The organism is Streptomyces sp. NPDC018693 (assembly GCF_044391385.1).
In the GTDB taxonomy this organism is placed as follows: domain Bacteria; phylum Actinomycetota; class Actinomycetes; order Streptomycetales; family Streptomycetaceae; genus Streptomyces.
Genome location: NZ_JBIRZZ010000021.1, coordinates 69374 through 93378, shown reverse-complemented (window position 1 = coordinate 93378; position 24005 = coordinate 69374). Strand labels below are relative to the sequence as shown.

At 71.6% G+C, this 24005-nt stretch carries 22 protein-coding genes and 4 pseudogenes; 13 read left to right on the top strand and 13 right to left on the bottom strand.

Features of this window, described 5'->3' with window-relative positions:
- Position 1: 1 nt before the first annotated feature.
- Positions 2–1690 carry a right-handed parallel beta-helix repeat-containing protein gene (locus tag ACH5AC_RS34780; protein WP_398866302.1) on the top strand — a complete coding sequence of 563 codons (1689 nt, stop codon included), beginning with the start codon at positions 2–4 and terminating at the stop codon, positions 1688–1690.
- A gap of 393 nt (positions 1691–2083) precedes the next feature.
- On the opposite strand, the pseudogene ACH5AC_RS34775 reads toward ACH5AC_RS34780, so the two are convergent.
- The 3 genes and pseudogenes from ACH5AC_RS34775 to ACH5AC_RS34765 form a co-directional block, all read right to left on the bottom strand.
- Positions 2084–2218: pseudogene (locus ACH5AC_RS34775) on the bottom strand (ISL3 family transposase); the annotation flags it as partial.
- 247 nt (positions 2219–2465) lie between these two features.
- On the bottom strand, positions 2466–3128 hold the full coding sequence (locus ACH5AC_RS34770) for a response regulator (protein WP_376485678.1): 663 nt from the start codon (positions 3126–3128) through the stop codon (positions 2466–2468).
- A complete protein-coding gene (locus ACH5AC_RS34765) occupies positions 3103–4275 on the bottom strand; it encodes a sensor histidine kinase (RefSeq protein WP_398866301.1) in 1173 nt (390 codons plus the stop codon). The genes ACH5AC_RS34770 and ACH5AC_RS34765 overlap by 26 nt, the downstream gene beginning before the upstream one ends.
- 176 nt (positions 4276–4451) lie before the next feature.
- Here ACH5AC_RS34765 and ACH5AC_RS34760 point away from each other — a divergent pair, with 176 nt between their 5' ends.
- Positions 4452–6722: an MMPL family transporter gene (locus ACH5AC_RS34760; RefSeq protein ID WP_398866300.1), complete on the top strand. Its 2271-nt coding sequence runs from the start codon at positions 4452–4454 to the stop codon at positions 6720–6722.
- Positions 6723–6775: 53 nt separating this feature from the next.
- On the opposite strand, the pseudogene ACH5AC_RS34755 reads toward ACH5AC_RS34760, so the two are convergent.
- The 4 genes and pseudogenes from ACH5AC_RS34755 to ACH5AC_RS34740 form a co-directional block, all read right to left on the bottom strand.
- A pseudogene (locus tag ACH5AC_RS34755) lies at positions 6776–7456 on the bottom strand (transposase); the annotation flags it as partial.
- A gap of 563 nt (positions 7457–8019) precedes the next feature.
- The gene (locus ACH5AC_RS34750; RefSeq protein WP_398866299.1) at positions 8020–8862 is read right to left on the bottom strand and encodes a GNAT family N-acetyltransferase; all 843 of its coding nucleotides are present in this window, start codon (positions 8860–8862) and stop codon (positions 8020–8022) included.
- 42 nt (positions 8863–8904) lie between these two features.
- A complete protein-coding gene (locus ACH5AC_RS34745) occupies positions 8905–10209 on the bottom strand; it encodes a lanthionine synthetase C family protein (RefSeq protein ID WP_398866298.1) in 1305 nt (434 codons plus the stop codon).
- Positions 10181–10564, bottom strand: coding sequence for a hypothetical protein (locus tag ACH5AC_RS34740; RefSeq protein WP_398866297.1), 384 nt, complete (start codon positions 10562–10564; stop codon positions 10181–10183). The genes ACH5AC_RS34745 and ACH5AC_RS34740 overlap by 29 nt, the downstream gene beginning before the upstream one ends.
- Positions 10565–10704: 140 nt before the next feature.
- On the opposite strand from ACH5AC_RS34740, the gene ACH5AC_RS34735 reads away from it, so the two are divergent.
- From ACH5AC_RS34735 to ACH5AC_RS34710, 6 genes and pseudogenes are all read left to right on the top strand, one after another.
- On the top strand, positions 10705–11094 hold the full coding sequence (locus ACH5AC_RS34735) for a hypothetical protein (protein ID WP_398866296.1): 390 nt from the start codon (positions 10705–10707) through the stop codon (positions 11092–11094).
- A gap of 224 nt (positions 11095–11318) precedes the next feature.
- Positions 11319–11819, top strand: coding sequence for a DUF2617 family protein (locus ACH5AC_RS34730; protein ID WP_398866295.1), 501 nt, complete (start codon positions 11319–11321; stop codon positions 11817–11819).
- Positions 11816–12217 carry a DUF4247 domain-containing protein gene (locus ACH5AC_RS34725; RefSeq protein WP_398866294.1) on the top strand — a complete coding sequence of 134 codons (402 nt, stop codon included), beginning with the start codon at positions 11816–11818 and terminating at the stop codon, positions 12215–12217. Before ACH5AC_RS34730 ends, ACH5AC_RS34725 begins: the two co-directional genes overlap by 4 nt.
- 88 nt (positions 12218–12305) lie before the next feature.
- Entirely contained in the window at positions 12306–12743 is a 438-nt protein-coding gene (locus ACH5AC_RS34720) for a DUF350 domain-containing protein (RefSeq protein ID WP_398866293.1), read from the top strand.
- A gap of 21 nt (positions 12744–12764) precedes the next feature.
- Positions 12765–14363 carry a polyamine aminopropyltransferase gene (locus ACH5AC_RS34715; RefSeq protein ID WP_398866292.1) on the top strand — a complete coding sequence of 533 codons (1599 nt, stop codon included), beginning with the start codon at positions 12765–12767 and terminating at the stop codon, positions 14361–14363.
- A 56-nt stretch (positions 14364–14419) separates the two neighbouring features.
- Positions 14420–14676: pseudogene (locus ACH5AC_RS34710) on the top strand (RNA polymerase subunit sigma-24); the annotation flags it as partial.
- A gap of 38 nt (positions 14677–14714) precedes the next feature.
- Here ACH5AC_RS34710 and ACH5AC_RS34705 read toward each other — a convergent pair.
- Entirely contained in the window at positions 14715–15638 is a 924-nt protein-coding gene (locus ACH5AC_RS34705; protein WP_398866291.1) for an endonuclease/exonuclease/phosphatase family protein, read from the bottom strand.
- Positions 15639–15860: 222 nt separating this feature from the next.
- Here ACH5AC_RS34705 and ACH5AC_RS34700 point away from each other — a divergent pair, with 222 nt between their 5' ends.
- Both ACH5AC_RS34700 and ACH5AC_RS34695 read left to right on the top strand, forming a co-directional pair.
- Positions 15861–16304, top strand: a complete 444-nt coding sequence (locus ACH5AC_RS34700) for a MarR family winged helix-turn-helix transcriptional regulator (protein WP_398866290.1) — start codon at positions 15861–15863, stop codon at positions 16302–16304.
- Complete coding sequence (locus ACH5AC_RS34695; protein ID WP_398866289.1) at positions 16297–16824, top strand: aspartate carbamoyltransferase; 528 nt, start codon at positions 16297–16299, stop codon at positions 16822–16824. Before ACH5AC_RS34700 ends, ACH5AC_RS34695 begins: the two co-directional genes overlap by 8 nt.
- Positions 16825–16848: 24 nt before the next feature.
- Here ACH5AC_RS34695 and ACH5AC_RS34690 read toward each other — a convergent pair.
- The 3 genes and pseudogenes from ACH5AC_RS34690 to ACH5AC_RS34680 form a co-directional block, all read right to left on the bottom strand.
- Positions 16849–17473: pseudogene (locus ACH5AC_RS34690) on the bottom strand (Cmx/CmrA family chloramphenicol efflux MFS transporter); the annotation flags it as partial.
- 102 nt (positions 17474–17575) lie between these two features.
- The gene (locus ACH5AC_RS34685) at positions 17576–18148 is read right to left on the bottom strand and encodes a hypothetical protein (RefSeq protein WP_398866288.1); all 573 of its coding nucleotides are present in this window, start codon (positions 18146–18148) and stop codon (positions 17576–17578) included.
- Between the two features lie 127 nt (positions 18149–18275).
- Positions 18276–18866: a TetR/AcrR family transcriptional regulator gene (locus tag ACH5AC_RS34680; protein ID WP_398866287.1), complete on the bottom strand. Its 591-nt coding sequence runs from the start codon at positions 18864–18866 to the stop codon at positions 18276–18278.
- 179 nt (positions 18867–19045) lie between these two features.
- On the opposite strand from ACH5AC_RS34680, the gene ACH5AC_RS34675 reads away from it, so the two are divergent.
- Entirely contained in the window at positions 19046–20065 is a 1020-nt protein-coding gene (locus ACH5AC_RS34675; RefSeq protein ID WP_398866286.1) for an aldo/keto reductase, read from the top strand.
- A 99-nt stretch (positions 20066–20164) separates the two neighbouring features.
- Here the strand turns inward: ACH5AC_RS34675 and ACH5AC_RS34670 are convergent, their stop codons facing one another.
- A complete protein-coding gene (locus tag ACH5AC_RS34670) occupies positions 20165–20767 on the bottom strand; it encodes a GNAT family N-acetyltransferase (RefSeq protein ID WP_398866285.1) in 603 nt (200 codons plus the stop codon).
- A 52-nt stretch (positions 20768–20819) separates the two neighbouring features.
- Between ACH5AC_RS34670 and ACH5AC_RS34665 the strand changes: the two genes are divergently transcribed.
- The gene (locus tag ACH5AC_RS34665) at positions 20820–20975 is read left to right on the top strand and encodes a hypothetical protein (protein WP_398866284.1); all 156 of its coding nucleotides are present in this window, start codon (positions 20820–20822) and stop codon (positions 20973–20975) included.
- Between the two features lie 126 nt (positions 20976–21101).
- Here ACH5AC_RS34665 and ACH5AC_RS34660 read toward each other — a convergent pair whose 3' ends face one another.
- Positions 21102–22073, bottom strand: coding sequence for a Rieske 2Fe-2S domain-containing protein (locus tag ACH5AC_RS34660; RefSeq protein WP_398866283.1), 972 nt, complete (start codon positions 22071–22073; stop codon positions 21102–21104).
- 235 nt (positions 22074–22308) lie between these two features.
- On the opposite strand from ACH5AC_RS34660, the gene ACH5AC_RS34655 reads away from it, so the two are divergent.
- A complete protein-coding gene (locus ACH5AC_RS34655) occupies positions 22309–24003 on the top strand; it encodes a BCCT family transporter (protein ID WP_398866282.1) in 1695 nt (564 codons plus the stop codon).
- Positions 24004–24005: the final 2 nt, after the last annotated feature.

Sequence of the window (24005 nt, the reverse complement as noted above, 5' to 3'; positions counted from 1 at the left end):
GATGGCCGGCCGTGCCGCCGTGGCCCTGGCGGGAGCACTCCTCGCAGGTGTCACCGCCGGCTGCGTGTCCCTGCCCCACTACGCGCCGTCGGTCAGGACGTACTACGTCAGTGCGGACGGCGACGACTCGGCGGCGGGCACCTCGCCCGACCGGGCGTGGCGGACGCTGGCCCGAGCCGACAGGACGGCGCTGGAACCGGGTGACCGGCTCCTGCTGCGCGGGGGGACCCGCTTCGCCGGCACCCTGACGATCGGCGCGGACGAGGCGGGCGACGCCGACCGGCCGGTGGTTGTCGGCTCCTACGGCGAAGGCCGGGCGACCGTCTCGGCCGGGTCCAGCCCCGGTGTCTCCGTGCACAACACGGCGGGCGTCGAGATCCGCGATCTCACCGTGGTGGGACCCGGGACGGCCGAGAGCGACCAGGCAGGCGTCAACCTGTACAACGACGCTGCGGGCGGCGAGCGTAAGCGTCACGTCCTCGTCACCGACGTCAACGTCTCCGGTTTCCGGGTCGGCGTCGCCGTCGGATCGAGTGTGGTCGGCTCCGGCTTCCGGGACGTCACAGTCCGCCGCGCACAGCTGCACGGCAACCGGGATGCCGGGCTGCTCACCTACGGGCCCCGCCTCGATGCCGCACGCCCCGCCTACGCCCATGAGAACGTCGCCCTGGAACGGGTCGACGCGTTCGACAACGCCGGCGATCCCTCCGTCAACAACCGGCACACCGGTAGCGGCATCATCATCGGTGGCGTACGCGGTGCCACGGTGCGCGAGAGCAGGGCGTACGACAACGGCCGCCGCTCAGGCCCGCGAGCCCCCGTCGGGCCCGCGGGACTGTGGGCCTACGACTCCACGGGCGTGCTCATCGAGCACAGCGCCGCCTACCGCAATCACACCGGCAACAACCTGGACGGCAGCGGCTTCGGCCTGGACTCCAACACGTCCGACTCGACAGTCCAGTACAACCTGTCCTTCCACAACGACGGACCGGGCTACTACGTGTTCCAGCACGACCGCAACGGCCGGCACCGGAACAACACCATCAGGTACAACATCAGCAGCAACGACGGGCGGAAACTGCCCCACCACGGGGCCCTGACCGTCTACGGCATCGACGTGCGCGACTTGACCGTCCACAACAACACCGTGGTCATGCGTACGTCACCGGCGGGCCCGGGGACCGTGATGCTCGTGCACTCCAGGATCCACGGGGTCAGTATTCGCAACAACATCCTGGTCTCGGACGGATATCCGCTGGTCACCTCCGAGGCCGCCACCACCGACCGAATCGTGTTCCAGGGCAACCAGTACCATGCCACCGGTTCGTGGACAGTGAGGTGGCCCGACGCCGAATACCGGAGCCTGGCGGCGTGGCGGGAGGCAACCGGCCAGGAACGCGTCGGGACAAGGGCGTCGGGGACGAGCGCCGACCCGTGCCTGAGCGGCGGCGCGCTGCCCGACATCACCTCGCCCGCGAACGCGGCTGCGATCGTGCCGCGTTGCCCCCATGCCGGACTCGACCTGCGCTCGCTGTTCGGGACCGACCCGGGACCCGTCGACTACTTCGGGCACCGGCTCACCACCCCGCCGGTCATCGGGGCCGCCCAGCCCTGGAAACGCGCCGACCGCGAGGAGCATCGTGCGCGTGTACGACACATGTCCACCTTGGCGCCGGTGATCCGGCAATGATCGGTGCGGATACCGTCAAAAGCCCGGTCGACTGGCTGTGCCTCCCCCGCTTCGACTCGGAGTCATGCCTGGCCGCACTGCCGGACACGCGGGACAACGGCTTCTGGCGGGTGGCACCGATCGGCGACACCGCCGAGGGAGTGGCGCTGGTCACCGACTTCAAGCCGCCGCATGCCCAACTGCCGTGCATTGCCCGCGTCCTCGAGGGCTCGGCCGGTGCCGTTCCCGTGCGCAGTGAACTGCGCCTGCTCACCCTCATGACGCAGGGCGGACAGAGCACCACTGCCGCCCTGCCCCGCGGCCTGGACCCTCCCATCCGGGGGCCGGCCCAGATGATCCGAGAACCCCTATCGACCCCGAGGACCTTGACGCCGTCGAACCTGTCGGGATCGTCGTCGTGGGGCGCCAACCGAACGGTTCGTGCGCCAACTGTCGGGGCACGGTGTCGCGCCGCGATCGCTCGCTCCCGCAGCGGCGGCACCACGCGTCGGGCCCGACCACGCGGCAGGCCAGGACAGTGCGGTCTGGGGCGCGTATCGAGTCGTGATCATCGGGTGGTCCTGGTGAGGTCTTTTGATCCAGATCATCGAGGCGTGCAGGTGGAGACTGGCGAGGTAGCTGTCGGGAGTCTCGTCGTATCGGGTGTCTCACCGTCCCAGTTCCGGCCTCCTGGTACGTCATGCTCTGGGGCGGGTGAGGCACGTGGAGCCGACGTGAGCCGACCGGTGCACTGATGTCCGGGCGGGGACTCATGGGACATGGCCCGGCACCCGGCTCAGGTTCCGGGGAGGATACGGCGCGTCTCGTAGGCCCACATCGCGATCTCGACCCGGTTGCGGGCGCCGAGTTTGGCCATCAGGCTCGCCAGATGCGTCTTCACCGTGCTGAGGCTGATGTGCAGCGCGTCGGCGATCTCGGTGTTGGTCAGCCCGCGGGCGACGGCGAGGAGCACCTGCTCCTCGCGGGCGGTGACGGGGGAGACCGGCTGGGCCGCGGGCCGGCCGGCGGGCAGGTCCGCGAACGCCTGGAGCAGACGGACGGTGACGCTGGGCGCGATGAGCGCCTCACCGTCGGACGCCGACCGTACGGCCTGGGCCAGAAGGTCCGGTCCCGTGTCCTTGAGGAGGAATCCGCGTGCGCCGGCACGCAGTGAGCCGTAGACGTACTCGTCGAGGTCGAACGTGGTGATGACGACCACGGCCAGCGGGTCGGCGACGCCCGGACCGGCGATCAGCCGGGTGGCCTCGAGCCCGTCGAGCACGGGCATGCGGATGTCGAACAGGCAGACGTCGGGGCGCAGTTCGCGGGCCAGACGTACCGCTTCGTGTCCGTCGGCGGCCTCGCCGACCACCTCGATTCCGGGCTGGGCGTTCAGCATGATCCGTAACCCGGTGCGGATGATCGTCTGGTCGTCAGCGACGAGAACGCGAATGGACACCGCTCTCGCTCCTCGCTCTCGGCAGTTCGGCTTCGACATGCCAGCCCCGGTCGGTACCCGGGCCGGCTCGTAGTGTGCCGCCGAGCAGGGTCGCGCGCTCGCGCAGTCCGGTAAGTCCGTATCCGTCGCGACCCCGGCCGGTGCGCCGGCCGTTGTCGCGCACGCTCACCCGTACCGTGTGCCGTCCCGCGGCGACCCGGACGACGAGCTCGGTAGCGTCGACCGCATGGCGCAGCGCGTTGGTCACCGACTCCTGCACGATGCGGTAGACGGCCGCGTCCAAGGCCGGTGGCAGCGCGTCCAGTTCGCCGTCGAGTCCCAGGTCGACCTTGAGGCGATCACCCGGCGTGCGCACCAGGCGCTCCAGATCCGCGACGCCGGCAGGCGGCGCCAGCTCGGCGCCGACCCCGCGGTCGCGCAGCGCGGCGACCATGGCGCGCATTTCCTCCAGCGTGCGCGCCCCTTCCTCCTCGACCCCCTCCAGCGCCTCGACGGCGGCGGACGGGTCGGTGCCCGCGAGCACCCGGCCCGCCTGGGCGATGATCACCATGGCCGACACGTGGTGGGCCACCGTGTCGTGCAGTTCCCGGGCGAGCTGCTCGCGCTCGCGTGAGCGCACCTGCTCCAACTGCCGCTCGCGAGCGGTCACCCGGAACCGCACGGCAGCCCCGACCACGCCGGGCAGCAGCAGGAAGACCAAGCCCACGACCTTTTCGACGACCGGGCTCTCGACCATGACGACACACAGCGCGCCGACCGCGACGATCACCGCGCCGCCCAGCACGATCTCCCGTCCCGATCCCCACCGGGGCAGCGCGTACACCAGCACGAGCACGACCGCGCCGGTGTCCAGGCCGACGGGCTCGCGCGATGCGGCGACGAGCGAGGCCACCTGCAGCAGCAGCACCGAGCCGAACGCCAGCGTGACCATCGCCAGCGGGCGGGTCCGGCGCCACAGGGGCAGCAGGAACAGCCATACGGTGAAACCCACCGCCACCGGCCGCCACACGACGTTCTCGCGCAGGGTGGCCTCCAGCACCACACCGCCCAGGCCCACGGCGAGCAGCGCCCAGTCCCGCCACACCCGGGCAGGCGCGTCGCGCGGCCGGGGTTCGGTCCACAGGGTTCGCAGGTCGTCTCGCAGCACGGTTCTCAGCGTAGGGACCGCGCCGTGCCGCGCATCGGCCGAAAGGACGGGCCGTCACTCCGACTTGGGGCCGACGGATCCGTGGCCCGCGAGCCGATGCCGCAGAGCGCCGTGGCGACGAGCCTTACGCATCGGCGGCCGTACAAGGACGGCCGACGAGGTGGTTGGAGGACCCGATGCTCTCGAAAGCCCTGTTGCGCCTGGGCGCAAGCGCCGCCCGCCATCCCGTGCGGGTGATCGCGGCATGGCTGGTCGCCGTCACGCTCGCCGTCCTCGCCGCCGTCGCCTTCGGCGGGCGGAATGCGGATTCGATCACCGCTCCGGGACTGGACTCCCAGCGGGCCGCGGAACTGATCGAGCGGGCCGGCACCGGCCAGGAGGGGATGACCGCCCAAGTGGTCGTCACCCCCCTCGACGGTGCTGCGACATTCTTCGACCACGACAGCGCGCGCACCGCTCTCACGCGGCTGCAGACCGAGGTGAAGCGGCTGCCGCACGTGCTCGGCACGAGCGACCCGGCGGGGGCACTCGACGCAGGCGGGGACACCGCCGTGCGCGGCGGCCTCGTCTCGGCCGACGGGCGGATCGCGGTCGTCCGGGTGCAGTACCCCGACCAGAGCCGGCTGTCGGCCGAAGACCTCGACGCCCTCGTCGATCTCGGCGACCGGCTGCGTGCCGAGCTGCCCCTGCGCATCGAGATGGGCGGGGACCTCTTCTACGCCTTCTCCGACCCCGACGGCGGCGTGAGCGAGTTGATCGGCCTCCTCGCCGCGGCCGCGATCCTGTTCCTGGCGTTCGGTTCGCTCGTCGCCGCCGCGCTGCCGATCGGCATGGCGGTCTTCGGACTGACCGTCGGGGTCGCCACGATGACGGTACTGGCGGGGGTCACGGACGTCCCCACCTTCGCACCGGTCCTGGGCAGCATGGTCGGGCTCGGAGTGGGCATCGACTACGCGTTGTTCGTGCTCGCCAGGCACCGGGAGTACCTCGCGCGCGGGCTCGATCCCCGCGAGGCGGCCGGACGAGCGGTGGCCACGGCGGGGCGGCCGGTGGTCTTCGCCGGCGGCACCGTCGTCGTGTCGATCCTCGGCCTGGCGGTCGCGAACGTGCCGTTCATGACGGTGGGCGGGCTCGCCGTCTCGATCGTCGTTCTGACCATGGTTCTCGCGTCGGTGACGCTGCTGCCGGCCTTCCTCGGCGCCGCCGGCCCACGCCTGGCCCGGGTCGGCCGGATCGGCCGGGCTCTGCAGACCAGGAAGCTGGGTCTACTCGCACGGCGGCGGGACCCGGCGGCAGGCGCCGCCCACGCCGCCGGGTGGCGTCGCTGGATCGGGCACGTCAGCCGGCACCCGGTGCCGTACGCGGTCGGCGCGGCGGGGCTGCTGCTGACCGCGACGCTGCCCGTGCTCGGCCTGCGCGTCGGCCTGCCCGACGACGGCTCACTGCCCCACAGCCGTACCGAGCGTCGGGCCTACGACCTCGTCGCCGAGGGGTTCGGCCCGGGCACCAACGGTCCCCTCGTCATCGCCGCGGACCCCACCGGTGATCCGGGAGTGCTGGACCGACTCGTCGGGGCGGTCGCGGCGGATCCTGGCATCGCATCCGTTGCGCCGACGCACATCGATCGGGCCACCGGCATCGCGACCCTCGTGGTGTTCCCGACCACCAGCCCGCAGGACAAGGCCACGGCCGACACCATCGCCCGGCTGCGCACCGACGTACTGCCCACGGCGATCGGGCACGGCCCGGCCAGGGCCCACGTCGGCGGCGCCGCCGCGAGCCTGTCCGATGTGGGCCAACGCACCAGCAGGCGCCTGCCGGTGTTCGTCGCCGCCGTGCTGGCGATGTCGTTCCTGCTGCTGATGCTGGTCTTCCGCTCGATACTCGTACCGCTCAAGGCGGTACTGCTGAATCTGCTGAGCATCGGCGCGGCCTACGGCATCATGGTCGCGGTCTTCCAGTGGGGCTGGGGAGGCGCACTCATCGGGCTGGAAGCGACGGTTCCGATCGTGTCGTTCATCCCGATGTTCCTCTTCGCCATCCTGTTCGGCCTGTCGATGGACTACGAGGTGTTCCTCCTCTCCCGCGTACGCGAGGAGTACGTGCGCACCGGCGACAACGGCACGGCGATCGTTGAGGGCGTCTCGGGCACCGCCCGGATCATCACCTCGGCCGCCCTCATCATGGTGGCGGTCTTCCTGTCCTTCGCCGTCGCCGAGGACCCCTCCACCAAAATGTTCGGGCTCGGCCTGGCCACCGCGATCCTCATCGATGCCACGGTCGTACGCATGGTGCTGGTACCGGCGACCATGACACTCCTCGGCCGGACCAACTGGTGGCTGCCGAAGTGGCTGGACCGGATGCTTCCCCGCGGCCCGGTCGGCACCGACGACACCGACGCGGAATCCACGGGTGAGGCCCCGCGCCCACGGCTGGTCGACCGTTGACCCAACCCCTGCCCACCCTTGGCGTGCGGCACCTCAGCGCGTCATCGGGTGGTCGCCTTGATACGGCGTTTGCGCAGGTGGGCGCGGTTTCCGCGGGACGAGTACGCCTGGTCCCCGGCGACCGCGTCCGGCCGGATGCGGGGTCGGCCGACGGGCCCGCGTACCCGTACCTTCTTCAGGACGGGGATGAACTGCGGGCTGTCCGCTGCGTGGCCTGTGGTCAGGATGAACGCCAGCGGGCGGCACTTGCGGTCGGCGGCGAGGTGGACCTTGCTGGTCTGCCCGCCTCTGGAACGTCCGAGCAGGGCGGCCTTCAGCCGGAGTTTCCGCCGACGCCGGATGCGTCGTCGTTCGTCCAGCGCGGGATCACTTTCGACCTCTTGCCCGTTTTGCTCTTCGAGGCCGCCCCCTCTGACCTGACCTTCTCCTCCTCGGCCGCGGCTTTCTCCAGGGAGGTGACGACGTCCTCGTCGAGGTGCATCCCGGCCGCGTCGTGGTGGGCTCGGGCGGTGGTGGAGTCGATGCTGACCAGGGACAGGTCCACCTCACCCCGCTTCGCGGCTTCCGTGATCAGGCCCTGCAGTAGGGCCTCGAAGACGCCGGCGTCACGCCACTGCCGGAAGCGGTTGTGGACGGTCGACCAGGCGCCGAACTCCGTCGGCATCCCCCGCCGCTGCCCGCCCCGTCTTGAACCGCCAGATCACGCCCTCGAACTGCTGCCGCAGTCGCTCGGGGCGCCCTGGGAGACCTCGACCTCTGCGCGGCCCTCGACGCGCCGACCTCGGCTGCCCGGATCGACGTCACAATGCGTACTCCCTCAACTGTGAAGAGCCGGCTTCCTAACCGCCCGGGGCCCGAGGGCGCTGTCCGCCGTCCGTGAGATGCGACGACTGGATCACGGCGGCTTCCTGCGGCGATACCTGCCTGGGGTGCTGTCCGGAGGCGTGGGATCGGTGTCGGCCCAGGTGGCCCCGAAGAGTTCGGTCAGCTGCGTGAGGTGCCCTGAGTCGGCACACGGTGGTGTCTGCGATGTAGGGCATGTCGCCGCAGGGGCCGGAGACCCAACCGGTGCCGCCGGCATGTGGGGGGCGCACCGGACAGCGCTGCACGGTCGGTGGCAGCCCTGGTCCGGCCAGGCAAGCGGCCCGCCCACAGCCGCCGGCCAAGCGCACCAGAGCCAAGGCGCCCTTCCAGGGCAAGCCACTTGGTCCGCTACGCGATCCGGGAGCGGGGCGAGAGGTGATGGCCGGGCCTTCGAGCGGTCTTTTCTGGACTGCGGCCGAGAGCGTCGGCCGCATCACGACCGTGCGGGCTGGTTCGCGATCAGCAGGGTGGTGTCGGCCGGGCGGAAGCCCAGGCGGGAGTAGATGCGGGCGACGTGGTCGTCCGCGTAGGCGAGGAAGAGGGTGCGCACCCCGTGGTCGCGGGCGTGGGCGGCCAGGGCCGCCGTGACCGCGGCGGCCAGGCCCCGGCGGCGGGCGGTCGGGAGGGTGCCGACGCCGCCGATCTCGGTGGTGGCGCCGGCCGGGTGGTAGTGGCCGACGGCGAGCGGGGTGCCGTCCGCTGTGAGGGCGGCGACGAGTTGCTTGTGTCCCGCGCGGATGCAGGGGCGGACGGTCTCGACCGCCCCCTCCGCGGTGATCCGCGCAGCCGCCGCGGAGAGTTGCGCGCGGCCTGCGGTGCTCTGCTCGGCGAACGCCAGGCGGGGCAGGGCGAGGGCCGCGGGGAGGGCGGGGTCGTCGGCTGTCAGGGCGCGGATCGTGACTCCTGCAGGCAGGGGCTGCGCAGGAATGTGGCAGTGCGGGTCGAGGACCATCAGCGGGCGCCGCGCCACCGGGAGGCCGGCGGCTTCAATGCGGGCGCGCAGGGTCGGGGCGGTCTCGGCGAGCCACTCGAATGCCTCCGGCACACCGAGTTCGCGTTGCCGGGCACGCACCCGGGCGATGTCGGCCCCGGTGACGTACCCGCTGCTCTCGGTGGTGGGTTGAGCGTGGCTGGGGCCGCCGTAGTACGGGGTTCCCGGTTCCTTGCGTACGAACAGGCGCAGCGGGCCGTGTTCCTCGGCGTCGGCGAACAGCAGGGGCACGGTGGCGTAGTACTGCTCGATCCGAGCGCGCAGCGAGTCGGTCATGCGGCGCATCCCACCACGGGGCGGCGGCATGCCGCATCCGGAAAACGCCTGTCAGGTCAGCAGCAGTGCGCTGTCCCATGACCTGCCCGCGGCTCCTTCCAGGAAGCCGGGGCGGTCCAGGGGACGGGGGGCGAGGGAGTGACGGTAGCGGAAGCCGAACGGGGCCTCGGCGTCGAAGCCGGCCAGCACTCGGGCCGCCAGCCGGTCGGCGTGGGTGTCGTAGTGCGGGTCGGCGCTGTCGTGGGCCATGCGCAGCACGATCTGCAGCAGTCCGGCCCAGCCGTGGCAGAGCGCGGAGTCGAGGATGAGATCGTCGCTCGCCGCGGTCAGTGCACCGCGCAGCGCGGCATGGGCGTCGGCGCGCCAGTCCGCCCGGTCGAGTGCGGCGCCGGCCAGGTACACGGCACGGGCGGTGCCGGCGGCGCCGTAGCACCAGGAGTCCCGTCCGCGTTCCGGCGTTGGTCCGCTGTCCAGGTGGGACCGTGTCACCAGGTGCGGCCAGCGCGGGCCGGCCTCGTCGGTGGTGCGCCAGCGGGTCAGCAGCGCCATGATCCCTTCGATGGCCTCGTCCTGCCGGTCCACCCGGAAACCGGCCCGCCAGGCGACGGAGAGCAGCGCGAGCGGCCCGCAGACGCCATGTGCGAGGCCGAGGTTGACGTGTTCGGACAGCCCGTGGTCGAGACCTTCGGTGATCCACCAGGCGGGCAGCGGGGTGCCGTGGCGCGTGATCTCGTCCGCGGTCGCGGCGGTCACCAGCGATTCGAGGACGTCGGTCAGCGCGTCCGCCGCGGCCTCGTCGGCCGCCGCCTCGCAGCGGGCCAGCAGGTAGCGGCCGATTCCGGCGGTGCCGCCGAGGACGTCGTAGCGGTCCCACGCGGCGACCGGCTCTCCGGCGCGCAGCCGCTCCCGGTCGGCTCGTGCGCGGTCGCGTACCTGGCCGGTGATGTGCCGGTCCAGTCCGGCGAGCATGGTGGCGTAGCCGCCGAATCCGGTGGCCGCGGTGTGTCCGGCGAACGCGAGGGCCACCATGCCGCCGTACAGCGACTGCGGCAGCAGCCGGATCCCGCTGCCGAGCGCCGCGGACAGGTGCGCGTGTGCCCGGCCACGCGCCTGCGGCGCGCCCGTGGCCGGCTCGGCGAACAGCAGGGCGACTCCGGGGTGGCCGTCGGAGAGCAGCAGCGGATCCCACACCGGTTGCGGGTCGCCGGGGTAGCGCATGAGGTTGTCGGGCGCGCTCGCGATCTCGGCGACCCGGTCGGGCTCCGCCAGCCGGTCGGCGATCTCGGCGACGGTCCTCGCGGCCCTCTCCCGGTGGGCCGGGATCCGGTCACTGGGTGACGGAGCGGGTGACGGCACGGAAGCTCTCCAGTTCCTGCAGCAGGTGACGGACCTCCGCGCGCTGGGGCACGGGCAGTTCACCGACGCGCACCACCTCGCCCGCCTCCAGCCGGGCCAGCACCGCGAGCGCCGCGACACCCGCCGGGCCGGCGGAGGCGTTGCCGTTCGCGGCGTATCTGCGGGCGCCGTCGCCGGGCGCGGCGAGGAGGCGTGCGCAGGCGTGGACGGGGGTGTCGTCGTCGAGCGGGGCCGGGTTCGGCGGGCGGCCGGGTCGGCCAGAATCCGCCGGCCGTCCTGACCCGCAGGGCGAGAGCGGTGGCCCGGTCGGTGAACGAGTCCGGGTCCAGGCACCGGGCGAACGCGTCCACGGCATCGGCGAGGGCCGTGGGCAGCTCGCCGGACAGCTGCCCGTCCGGGCCGGCGTCGTGTCTTCTCACGGTTCCACATGTACGTGATGCGCCTGCCCGCCTCCGGCCAGTCGAAGCCGACCTGGCCCTCGGCCGGACTCTGCAGATGCAGCCGTACGCCCAGCGCGGGATTGGTGACGATGTGCTCGGTCACGTCGTCGAACACGTGCTCCACCACGTCCCGGAGTGCCACGCCCAGACCGGCGAGTTCGAGGTTCTCGCCCTGGAGCAGTGCCGGCAGCGGGGGCCAGCCGCCCTCGGGCTGCGGCCGTGCCGCGACCCGGGCCGTGGCGAACGGCCGGGGAGGCGGCTCGACCCGCAGTACCGGCCCGCCGTCCAGCGAGCGGACGAAGTAGGGCACGTCCATGCGTGGGAGCTGGTCGAGTTCCACCCGGTCGAAGTGGACGTCCGGTTCGGCGGGAACCGGTGCGGCGCCGCCGCCGGACAGCCACCGGGGCACCAGGGCGTCGAAGCACCGGAACGTGGGCGGTCGTAGCACCCGTACGTAGGACTACCCGGCAGCGGAAACGTCGCCCGAGCAGTGGCCCAGGGGTGGAGCTCCGCAGGGCACGATGTGCTCCTCGGTTCGCGTCGGTCAAGGTCGTCACCACCGGTCGCTCCGCCCAGGCGCCTTCCGCCACCCCGCCGCTTAGAACACACGCGCCACATGTGTCATACTCGGCGCCGCTCATAGCACAAATCCAGTCGGGGGGAAGCCGGGTGCACGCCATTTCCCTGGACGCCCCCTACCTGGACACGGACGCGGACCAGCTCTGCCTCTCGCTGGATCTCGGCGAGCGGCCGGCGCTCGCCGAGCGTGAGGTGACCGTGCGCGGGCTCGCCGTGCGGCTGCGGTTGCTCGGCGCGTCGCACCAGGTCTTCGCCGGGCCCGTACGCGAGACCGTGGCGTGCCTGCGGGGCGCGGTCAAGGGTCTGCCGGCCGCGCACACCCGGCAACTGCCGGGCTGGACCTACGACTTCACCGCCACCACGCGCCGGCTGCCGGCCGCGGAGTTCAGCGCACGGGTGGCGCGGATCCTCGGCCGGGTCGCCGGCCACGAGGAGAGCCTGTGCGGGATCTTCCCGGGCTCCCCGGAGGCGCTGACGGCGGTGCTCGTCGCCGGCGGGCCGCCCGGCGGCGGACTGGTCTGGCGCACCTGGCACACGTATCCGCAGAACGGCCAGATCGTATCGACGCACACCCGGCTGGAGGCCCGATGAAGAGCACCCGACTCATCCGTGCGGCGGTGGCGCCGGCCTTGGCCGTGGTTCTGCTGACGGCCTGCTCCAGCGACTCGGACAACGCGGTCCCGCGCGGCTGGATCAACAAGACGTACACCTCGGGCGGGGCGGGTTGGCTCGACCCCGACAGCTCCCCCAGCGCGGTCGCCGACGCGATCCACGACCACCGCGGGGCGCTCGACCGCGCCACCGGCGGACGCACGCAGTTCCTGCGGTACGGCGACGACATGGTCACCGTCTCGCCGTACCGGAGCGGCAGCCTCATCGAGATCGAGGACTACCGCAACGGCTACCGCCGCCATCACCAGCATCTCGGCCACTGGCCCAACCCGGACAGCCAGAGCTTCCGCGGCGGCGGCCCCGGCGAGGGCAAGTGACCGGCCGTGGACGGCCACGTGCCCGCGTTGACGACACCCCGACCGCGCTGACCCCGCCCCCGACCACGCCCTGAAGAAAGGCAACGCAGTGACCGAGATCTTCGAGTCGACCGGCCAGGCCCTGCTGTACGGAGTCGTGGGCCTCGCCGTGATGGCCGTCGGCTTCATCGCCCTCGACCTCGTCACGCCCGGCAAGCTCTTCCATGTGGTGTGGACCGACCGCAACCGCGGCGCGGCCGTGCTGCTGGGCAGCCAGTCGATCGCGGTGGGCCTGGTCATCATGGAGGCCATCCGGGCGAGCGAGTCCGAAAAGGGCCTGGGCCACGGCCTGATGAGCACGCTGCTGTACGGGCTCGCCGGGGTGCTGGTGATGACCCTGGTGGGCATCGTGATCGGCGCGCTCACCCCTGGCCAGATGGGCGCGGTCGTCCTCGACGACAGCGACGGCCGTCCGCACCCCGCCGCCTGGGTCCAGGCCGGCATGTACCTGGGCACCGGGTTCATGGTCGGCGCGGCGCTCTCGTAGCGGTTCGTCCCGTCCCCCCTCATGAGTACACCCGTCCTGCCCGGCCGCGACACCGCGGCACCCGCCCGCCCCCCGGCCGTCCGGCACACCCGGGGGGCGCGTTTCCTTCTGCTGTTCTCGGTCTTCCTGTGCGCGGCCTGCGGGCTCGTGTACGAGCTGGCCCTCACCGCGCTGGGCAGCTATCTCATCGGCAACTCCGTGTTGCAGACCTCCGTGGTCATCTCCGTGATGGTGTTCGCGATGGGTCTCGGCTCGCTGGCCGCGAAGCCGCTGCGCCGCCGTCCGGTCGGGGCGTTCGCGCTGGTGGAGGGGGCGCTGGCGCTGGTCGGCGGCCTGTCGGTGCTGATGCTGTACGCGGCGTTCGCCTGGCTGCGGCTGTACACGCCGGCGATGGTCGTGGTCGCGTTGGCGGTCGGTCTGCTGATCGGGGCGGAGATTCCGCTGCTGATGACGCTGCTGCAGCGGATCCGGCGTCAGGAGGCGGGCAGCGCCGTCGCCGACATGTTCGCCGTCGACTACATCGGTGCGCTGGTGGGCGGGCTGTGCTTCCCACTGCTGCTCCTGCCGACGTTCGGCCAGTTGAAGGGCGCGCTGGTGGTCGGCGCGGTCAACGCGGTGGCCGGTGTCCTCGTGGTGCTGTTCATCTTCCGTCGGCAGACCCGGCGTTGGGTCCAGGGCGGCCTGCTGGCCGGTGTGACGGCGGTGCTGGCGGTGCTCGGGACGGCGTACGTACTGGCGGACGACCTGGAGGTCACCGCCCGGCAGCAGATGTACCGGGATCCGATCATCCACGCCGAGACCAGCCCGTACCAGGAGATCGTCGTCACCCGTTCCACCGCCTTCACCGGCGACCCGGACATGCGGCTCTTCCTCAACGGCGACCTGCAGTTCAGTTCCGTCGACGAGTACCGCTACCACGAGTCGCTCGTCCATCCCGCGCTGTCGGGCCGCCGGGACAGTGTGCTGATCATGGGCGGCGGTGACGGGCTCGCGCTGCGTGAGGTGCTGCGCTACGACGATGTGCGGCAGGTGACGCTGGTGGAGCTGGATCCGGCGATGACCCGGCTGGCGCGCGGCTTCGGACCGCTGCGGGAGCTCAACGGCGAGGCGCTGGACGACCCGAGGGTGCGGGTGGTGAACGCGGACGCCTTCACCTGGCTGCGGGACGCCCGGGAGCGGTACGACGCGGTGGTCATCGACTTCCCGGACCCGGACACGGCGGCTCTGGCCAAGCTGTACTCGGTGGAGTTCTACCATCTGCTCGGCCAGGTGCTCACGCCGCAGAGCAAGGTGATGGTGCAGAGCGGGTCGCCGTTCTTCGCCCCGAAGACGTACTGGTCGATCGCGGCGACCATCGAGGCCGGGGGGTACGCGACGACCCAGTTCCAGGTCGATGTGCCGAGCTTCGGCAACTGGGGTTTCGTCCTGGCCGCGCCGGGCGGCACTCCCCCGCCGCTGCGGCTGGCGCCGGACGCGCCGCGGCTGCGGTACCTGGACGAGGCGGTGCTGAGGGCGGCGACGGTGTTCCCCGTCGACCGGCGCCGTCAGGACGTACGGCCGAGCACCCTGATGGATCCCGCGGTGCTGGACTACGTGCTGGACGAGTGGCGCAACTACTGAGCGGGCGGCCGCCCACCGACGACTCGCTGACCGGGGCGGCGGACGCGTTCCAGTGGGTGCGTCCCCAGCTCTTCGCCGGCCGGAGTGCGGTGCTGGACGGCGGGGCGTTCCCGGCGAGGATCACCACGCGTCTGGTCGTCAATGTGTCGCAGTCGGCGCGGGTGGGGCGTGAGGCGTACGTGGGGCCGTGGCTGTCGTAGCCCGTGGACACGGTTGCGATCCGCAGAGCGGCGCGGAGCACGGCGAGGTGCTGGAGCTGGCCGTGCTGCTGGTCCTGGAGCGGCTGAATCCCGTGGAGCGGGCGGCCTGCGTTGCTGCGGGAGACGTGTGGAGTGCCGGTGAGGCGCTCCCTCAGCGCAGGGCGATGCGGGCCTGGACCGGCAGGTGGTCGCTGCCGGTGGCGGGGAGGGTGTGGATGTGGGTGACGGTCGCCGAGCGGGCCATGACCTGGTCGATACGGGCCAGCGGGAGGGCGGCGGGGAAGCTGAAGGCGAAGCCCCGCTCGGGCGTGTTCATCCGGGAGGTGAGCGGGGTCAGCCCGCGGTCGTCGACGGTGCCGTTGAGGTCGCCGAGCAGGATCACCGTGCTCGCCTGCTCGTCGGCGACGGCCTGGCCCAGCAGGTGGGCGCTCTCGTCGCGCCAGGCGGATGCGAGGCCGCTCGCCCGGATGCGGATGGACGGCAGGTGCGCGACGTACGCCGCGATATCGCCGTGCGGCGTGCGGACCACGGTGCGCAGCGCCCGGCTCCAGGGCCCGGGGATCCCTTCGGGTTTGATGTCCAGCGGGCGGGCATCGGTGAGAGGGTGCTTCGACCAGAGGCCGACGGTGCCGTGGACCGCGTGGTGCGGGTAGTCGGGGGCGAGGGCCTTCTCGTAGGCCGGCAGTGCGGCGGGCACCAGCTCCTGCAGGGAGATGAGATCGGGCCGGGCGTCGGCCAGGGCGCGGGCGGTGCCCGTCGGGTCGGTGTTCTCGTCGCTGACGTTGTGCTGCACCACGACCAGGTCCCGGGGGCCTGGCTGCGGCCCGGGCAGCAGCAGCCCACCGAACTCGTGCGTCCAGGCCGCCACCGGCAGGAGCAGCGCCAGCAGGGCGGTGACCGACCGGCGCAGCAGCGCCAGGCCGAGCAGGACCGGGATCACCAGGCCGAGCCACGGCAGAAACGCCTCCAGCAGGCTGCCCAGGCGGCCCACGGAGTTGGGCACCGCCCGAGGGAACGCGAGCAGCCCGCCCGTCAGCACCGCGATCGCGGCGAGCGCACGCCCCCGCGTCCTCATCCACCGGCGCCTCGCACCGTCCGTCCCCCGCCGGCCCGGGCGCCACCGTTCGGGCCGGAGGCGCGCCCTCGCGGGCACCGCCGACGTCACGCCACTGCCCGCCCGCTCCACCTGGCTCCCCATCCGCTCGTCATCGTTCTTCATGACGAGTCGCCGGGTGAATCGGTTTCCCCTCCTGGAAAATGGTTGCGATATCGAACCATCTGGTTGTACTGTCGAACCATGTCCAGGGATCAGAGGGCCGATGACCCGGTCGCGCTCCAGCAGGCGCTGGGGAGTTTTGTGCGTGCCTTCGGTTTGCATCAGCCGGAGACAACCCCGTGCGGCCGGCCGATCTCGGTGTCCGAGGCGCATGCGTTGAGCGAGCTGGCGCAGGAGGAGGAACTGCGGCAGGTCGAACTCGCCCGTCGACTGCGGTTGCAGAAGAGCACCGTGAGCCGGCTCGTCGGACAGCTGTCGGCCCGCGGCTGGCTGGAGCGCGCCCCGGCTCCCGGCGACGGACGCGGCGTCGTGCTGCGACTCACCCCGTCGGGGCGGCAGGCGGCGCGCGGTCTCGCCGAAGCGCGACGGGAGCGGTTCTCCCGGCTGCTCGACGCGATCCCGGCCCATGAGAGAGCGGGCGTACTGCACGCCCTCGACGTGATGGTGGAGGCATTGGATGAGTAGGGGAAGGCGCCGGGTTCTGCTGGCGGGTGCGGGACTGATGACCGTCGGGGCGGTGACCGCCGTCGTGCTGGCGGTCGGCGGGGGTCGCACGGATCCTCGAGAAGGCGGGACGGCGCGGCAGGACCTGGTGGCCGAGCGGGGCAGGACCGTGATGCCGTTCGACCTGGAGGAGACCACCCACCGCTTCACGCCCACCGCGACGGGCGGCGTGCAGGATGTCGTGGCCGACCGACGCGGTGACACCGAGCAGATCGGCCTGATACGCGCTCACCTGCGTGAGGAGGCGGCGGCGTTCGGCCGGGGGGACTTCGGCGATCCCGCCCGGATCCACGGTGACGAGATGCCGGGCCTCACCGAACTCCGGGACGGATACGACCGTGTCCAGGTGCGCTACGCGGACCGGGCCGACGGCGCCACCTTGACCTACAGCACCACCGATCCCGCACTGGTCGACGCTCTGCACGACTGGTTCGAGGCCCAGCTCGGCGACCACGGCGCGCACGCCGAGCCGGGCCACTGAAGCGGCCGCCGCCACGTCGGACGATCACACACCGGCAGCGGTCAGAGCCTCTCGGAAGGTGAGCGCGACCAGCAGTGCCGCCAGGACGAGGAGTCCGCTCGTCCAGAGCGGGCCCAGGTTCCCGAGTGCCGTGTCGAGGGTGGCCGCGGCGACGAGCGGTCCGATGGCGGCGCCGAGGTTGAGGGCCGCGGTGGCGTACGAGCCGGCCAGGGTGGGGGCGCCCGCGGCCTCGTACAGGACCCGCCTGATCAAGGTGCTGCCCAGGGCGAACGACAGCGCGCCCTGCGCGAAGGCGAGGGCGAGCAGAGCGACCGGCTCGCCGGCCAGGACGGCCAGGGCCGGCCAGCCGATCAGCAGCAGCGGACCGCCGGCTGCGACCACGAGGCCGGGCCGCTGGTCGGACAGACGTCCGGCGACGGTGACACCGGCGAGGGAACCGGCGCCGAACAGCACCAGGGCCCCCGGGGACCCACAGTTCGTCCAGCCCGGCGGTGTCGGTGACGACGGGGGCGAGGAAGGTGAAGCTGCCGAAGGTCGCCGCGTTCACCAGCGCGCCGAGCAGCATCACCAGGATCAGCCGGGGGCTCCTGAGCCGCGCGACTTCCGACCGCAGGTCCGGAGCACTTCTACCTGGACCCCGGCCTGCAGGGCAGTGCGGCCCAGCGGCTGTACGAGCGGTACCGATTCAGGGTCGAGGCGGAGGGTCCGGTGGACGTGTTCATGGTCCGCGAGCCGGTGACCCGGTCGCCCCTCACTCGGTGAAGGCGCGGGCGAAGCCGGCGAGATTCCGCGGGCACGCCCATATCTCGCGCGTCATCAGCGCTTCGTACCAGGGCTGCGAGTCCTCCTCGGGCCACAGGTCGTCATCGGCCAGGTCCGCTTCATGCGCTGCGTCCCGCTCCGGGTGGGCCAGCATCTCCAGGACATGACGGAAGTTGTCCAGCTCCATGTCGAGCGGCATGTCGTCGCACGGGTGGGCCGCATGGGCGCAGGGCTGATCCCCCAGCGCCCCTACGACCGCGCCCATCGCCTCCAGCACGCGGGCCTCGGCCGCCGCGTCCGGGCGGGCGTACATCACGTACGGGCCTATCAGCACCAGCCCGAGCGTCCACAGGGCGGTGTCCGGTCCGCCGTTCGCCACGCTCGCCCGCAGATTGCGGGCGCATGCCATGACCGTGCTCGGCGCATCGCCGTAGGAGTAGCCGTGCCGGATCCCGTCCCACTCCTCGATCAGGCGGTCCCACTCGGCGGGGGTGGTGGGTGCCGGGGTGGAGGTCGACTCCTCGTCCTCGTACCGCTCTTCGACCGTGTCTGAATGCGCCATGATCCGAGGATGACACGAGTGTCTGACAACGGGCGTCGGCCGCTGCTGTTCCTCGACGTGGACTTTACCGACCGTGGGTAGTGCCGCCCGTGATGTCTGTCTGGGCTTGTGACTTGGGCGTCACGGCCTAGTGGGGGCGGCTCAGCCCCGCGACGAGGAGTTCGACCAGTCGGCGTGCGTCGTAGCGGGGGTCGGTGTCCGCGCCGATGCAGAGGTTGCCGACGCCGCGCATGAGTTCGTAGGCGCCGATGCCGGAGCCGATCTCGCCGGCGGCGGACGCGGCGTCGAGCAGCTGGGCGCAGACGGGCACGAGGCGGTCGAGGAAGTAGGCGTGCAGGGCGTCGAAACCGGCGTTGTCGGACTGCAGGACGCCGGCGAGTCCGTGCTTGGTGACGAGGAAGTCGACGAAGAGGTCGATCCATTGCGTCAGAGCGGCGTACGGGGTGGCGGCGCTCGCGAGCAGGGCCGGGCCGGCCTCGGCGCAGGCGTCGACCTGGTGCCGGTAGACGGCGATGATGAGATCCGCGCGTGTCGGGAAGTGGCGGTAGATCGTGCCCACTCCGACGCCGGCCTCGGCCGCGATGTCGCGTACCGGCGCGTCCACGCCCGATGTGACGAAGACCGTGGCCGCCGCGTCGAGCAGGGCCTCCTTGTTGCGCCGGGCGTCCTTGCGCCGGGACGGGGTCGCGCGCCCCGCGCCCTCGCCGCTGTCACTCACCGTGCGACTCCTTCTGGTGCCGAGCTCGTGCCGAGCCTGTGCCGAGCTTGCCAAAGCGGAACGCCGTTCCGTATCGTCGAAACGGAACGAGGTTCCGTTTGCTCATGATGCCAGAGCCGGGACCCGTCACCAACCATGCGTCGCCACCCTCGCTTCAGCCACTTCGGAGGAACACGGTCATGCAGTACCGCACCTTGGGCCGCACCGGTGTGCAGGTCAGCTCCCTCGCGCTCGGCGCGATGAACTTCGGCCGGATCGGGCGCACCAGCCAGGAGGAGGCGACCGCCATCGTGGACGCCGCCCTTGAGGCCGGGATCAACGTCATCGACACCGCGGACATGTACAGCGACGGTGAGTCGGAGGAGATGGTCGGCAAGGCCGTCGCCGGACGCCGTGACGACATCGTGCTGGCCACGAAGGCGAACATGCCGATGGGCGACGAGCGCAACCACCGGGGCAGTTCGCGCCGCTGGCTGGTCACCGCGCTGGACGACAGTCTGCGCCGGCTCGGCGTGGACCACATCGATCTCTACCAGATCCACCGGTGGGACCCGAACACGAGTGACGAGGAGACGCTGTCGGCCCTGACCGATCTGCAACGCGCCGGGAAGATCCGGTACTTCGGCTCCTCGACCTTCCCCGCCTACCGCATCGTGCAGGCCCAGTGGGCGGCCCGTGAGCATCACCTGGGTCGTTATGTCACCGAACAGCCCAGCTACTCGATCCTCCAGCGCGGGATCGAGGCTCATGTCCTGCCGGTGACCGAGCAGTACGGGCTCGGTGTGCTCGTCTGGAGTCCGCTGGCGTCCGGCTGGCTGTCGGGGGCGGTCCGCGAGGGCCGGGCCATCACCACCAGCCGCTCGGCGTTCATGCCGGAACGCTTCGACACCACCCTGCCCGCCAACCGGGCCAGGCTCGACGCCGTCGAGCGGCTGGCCGGGGTCGCCGACGAGGCCGGGCTGACGCTGATTCAGCTAGCGCTCGGTTTCGTGACCGCGCATCCCGGCGTGACCAGCGCGCTCATAGGCCCCCGCACGACGGACCATCTGCACGCCCAGCTCGCCGCCGCGGACACGGTGCTCTCCGCCGACGTCCTCGACGCGATCGACGACATCGTCGCTCCCGGCACCGACCTGGCCGCGCACGAGAAGTACGACACTCCGCCCGCGCTGCTCGACCCGTCGCTGCGGCGCCGCTGACCGTCCCGACGGCGAGCAGGAGCCCTTGCCCTCGCTCTGCCGGTCCCCCACCGCGCCGGTGTGGCGCGGTGGGTCGCCGACCGGCTCGTCACCGCGTCGCTAGGCGCGTTGCCCGGGTTCGCGCCACATGGCCCACAGCGTGGGCCCTTCCCCCGGTAGCCGTAGTTCCTCGCGCACGGTGAAGCCGAAGTGCTCGTAGAAGGGCACATTGGAGGGCTTGGAGGACTCCAGATAGACGGGTCGGCCCGCCGCGTCGGCCTTGGCCAGTCCCGAGCGCAGCAGGGCCGCGCCCTGTCCCTGGCCCTGGGCGGCCGGGTCGGCGCCGATCACGGCCAGGTACCAGTGCGGTTCCTGCGGTGTGTGCCGGGCGGCCGTCTCGACGGCGGCCCCGAACAGCGGGGCCCGGTCGCCGAGGATGTTCTGGAGTTGCTGGACGGTTTCCGCGTCGGGTACGGCCTTCGCCTGTGCCTCCGGGGCCACCCAGAACGCGGCGGCCGCCTCGGTGCGCTCGCACACACCGTGGTGGACGTACTGACGGGCGAAGATCGTGGCGAAGTAGCGGCCCAGCGCCGCCTCGCGCGACGCGTCGTCGGGGAAGAACCAGCGCATCATCGGGTCGTCGTCGAAGGCTCGGGCCAGGATGCCGCTGAGCAGGGGTGCGTCGTCGATCGTCGTCGTCATCGGCGTGTTCGATATCGGCATACGGTCATTCTGCACGCGGTGATCTTGGTGGTCGGAGGCGGGGTCCCAGTCCGTGCGCGGGGCACGGGGAGGCAGCATCCACCGGGAGACGGTCGGGGTGACCGCCTCCCTCGGGGACGGCAGTAGTCCGCTGTTGGTCCACCGGCTCGTCGACCTCGAAGGCGCCGACCAGGAGTTCGTTCACCCGGTCCGCGCAGAGCCGCCGTAGCACCTTGCCGTACGCGCGGTCGGTGCGGAACGGTGCCTGGGTGAGCCGGCCCGTGACCAAGCCGTCGATCTCACTGCGCGCCGGTGAGTGCGTCGGCGAGGGCGAGCACGTCGGGACCGGAGTGCTTCACGCCGGTCTTCCCTGGTGCGTCGGCAGTTCCAGCGGCTGCTCGGCCGGCGTGTGGGACGGATAGAACTGGGCGTACCAGCGGCGCAGCGCCTTGATGCCCTTCTCGTGCGGGAGCAGGACCGGGCGCGGCTGGTGGATCTTGTGGTCCCAGATACGGACCTCCTCGCGGACCTCGCCCAGGGCTTCGGCGCGGAAGACGAGCTTGAGGGCCGGGGTGAGGAACGGCAGTCGGGAGTGCTTGCGGACGTAGAAGAGCATCCGCAGCTCGCTGGTGCGGTCGTCGACGGGCGTGGTGAGGGCGACGGCGGTCACCGAGAGGACGGGGCCGTGGGCACGGACCACCATGACGCCCGGTCCATACATGAAAGCGTCGAACGTGTTGTCGATGTCCCAGCCGAGGACCCGGCGGCGGATCCGGCCGCGGACCTCGGCGAAGGGACCGTCGGGGACGAGGTTCTGGACGGGGGGTTGGCTCTGGCCGTGGATGAAGTGGAAGTGGGACTCGTCCACGATGTTCTCGCGCATCTCCTGGATGTGGATGCGCGCTCGGCGGGTGTCGTCGATCGGCCTGGCGAAGTCCCGGGACATGGTCTCCGGGATCTCCGGCACCTCCCAGGACGGCTCGCCCGGTCCGGCGTAGGCGAAGACGAGGCCGCTGTGCTCGCGGACCGGGAAGCCGCCGAGGGACACTTTCGGAGTCCGGGTGGCGAACGGGGCCTCGACGCACCGGCCGTCCGTGCCGAACCGCCAGCCGTGGAACGGGCATTGGACGGTGCCGTCGACGACTGCGCCGCCGACGCCGAGGTGGGCGCCGTAGTGCGGGCAGTGCGCGTCCCGCACGGTCGGCCGGCCGTCGGTTCCGCGGAAGGCGATGAGGGCGCGCCCGAAGTAGTGCAGGCTGACGACCCTTCCCGGTCTCAACTCGGCGCTGCGGAGCAGGGCGTACCACCCGTGGGGCACGGGCGGCATCGGGTAGGCGTCGGCTCGGGGGTCCCGCGGCAGGGCGTCAGCCTTGTCATGACTGCGACTAAATAACATGTGCCGAGGCTAGCCCGGCCGCGGTGTCCGCCGCGGGCTCTGACGGTACGTCAGGATTACCTCGTCGGGTGTCCGGTACCCGGGTCTCGCAGAACGGCCGGTTACGGGGCGTCAGGCGGCGCGCCACGCCCAGTTGCGACGATATTTCCCACCATAGTGGGGCCTCATGAGCAGGGAACCGATTGAACAGCCTCAGCCGGCGGAACCGACCGGCGCTCCTGTGGCGGGCGGACCCGACCACGCCCTCGTCGGTGTCGGGATGGCCGCCGTCGTGGCCGTGGTCCTGTGGGCCTGGCTGGGCGAGGACAACTTCGACAGCGTGTCCGCCACGAGTCTGTCGTGGGCCCTGAACAACTTCGGCTGGCTGTTCGTGGTCGCGGCGGACGTGTTCCTGGTGCTGTGCCTGGTGATCGCGTTCAGCCGGTTCGGCCGGATCAGGCTGGGCAAGGACGATGCCGAGCCGGAGTTCGGCAACCTCGCCTGGATCGCGATGATGTTCAGCGCGGGCATGGGTATCGGTCTGATGTTCTACGGCGTCGGTGAGCCGCTCACGCACTATCTGTCGCCGCCCCCGGCGAGCGGTGCCGAGGCCCGGTCGCCCGGGGCCGCGCGTACGGCGATGGAGTACTCGTTCTTCCACTGGACGCTCACCCCGTGGGCGATCTACGGGATCGCGGGCCTCGCCCTGGCGTACGCGGGTTTCCGAAAGGGGCGCGGCAATCGGCTCAGCGCCGCCTTCGTGCCGCTCATCGGGGCCCGGCGGGCCGCGTCGTGGCAGGGCAAGGTGATCGATCTGCTCGCGGTCTTCGCGACCGTCTTCGGTACGGCGACGAGTCTGGGACTGGGTGCGCTCCAGGTCGCGAAGGGGCTGGACCTCACGGTGGGGGTGGACGCCACCCGCAACACGGAGCTGGTCATCATCGCGGCCCTGTCGGCGGCGTTCGTCGTCTCCGCCTTCTCCGGGCTGCACCGGGGCATCAAGTGGCTGTCGACGCTGAACATCGTGCTCGCGGCGGGTCTGATGGTGTTCGTCTTCCTGTTCGGTCCGACCGTCTACATCCTGGACACGATCCCGGCGTCCGTCGGTGGCTATCTGCAGAACCTGCTGCCGATGGCCACCCGCACCGGTGCCTTCTCCGACCATGACTGGCTGGGCGCCTGGACGATCTTCTACTGGGCCTGGTGGCTGTCGTGGGCGCCGTTCGTAGGGACGTTCATCGCGCGCATCTCGCACGGCCGGTCCATCCGCGAGTTCCTCATCGGTGTGCTGCTGGTGCCGAGCGGGGCGACCGTCGTCTGGTTCTGTGTGATGGGCGGCTCGGCGCTGCGGCTGCAGTCGACCGGGCAGGCGGATCTCGCGAGCGCGGTGGAGGAGGGCGCGGAGGCGTCGCTGTTCACGATGCTGGACGCGCTGCCCATCGGCACGGTCACGTCGTTCGTGGCGATGGTCCTGGTCATGACCTACTTCGTCACCAGTGCCGACTCGGCGTCGCTGGTGATGGGTTCGCTGACCAGCCGGGGCTCGCTGCACCCGCCGTCGTGGCTCGTGGTGATGTGGGGCGTGCTGATGGCGTCGGTGGCGGCGGTGCTGCTGGTGGTGGGCGGGCTCAGCTCGCTGCAGACGGCGACGATCCTCGTGGCGCTGCCGTTCGTGGCCGTCATGCTGGTGCTGTGCTGGTCGCTGCTGAAGGAGCTGCGGGAGGATCCGGGTGCGGGGCCCGCCCGGCACCACCCGTGGCACGGGCTGCAGGACGTCGTACGGACGATGGTCGGGGACGTGGTCACCCGGCAGGGTCCGGCGCGTCACCACCGGCTGCGGCGGGTGGCGAAGGCGCGTGGCGAGTCGGACGAGCAGACGTGACG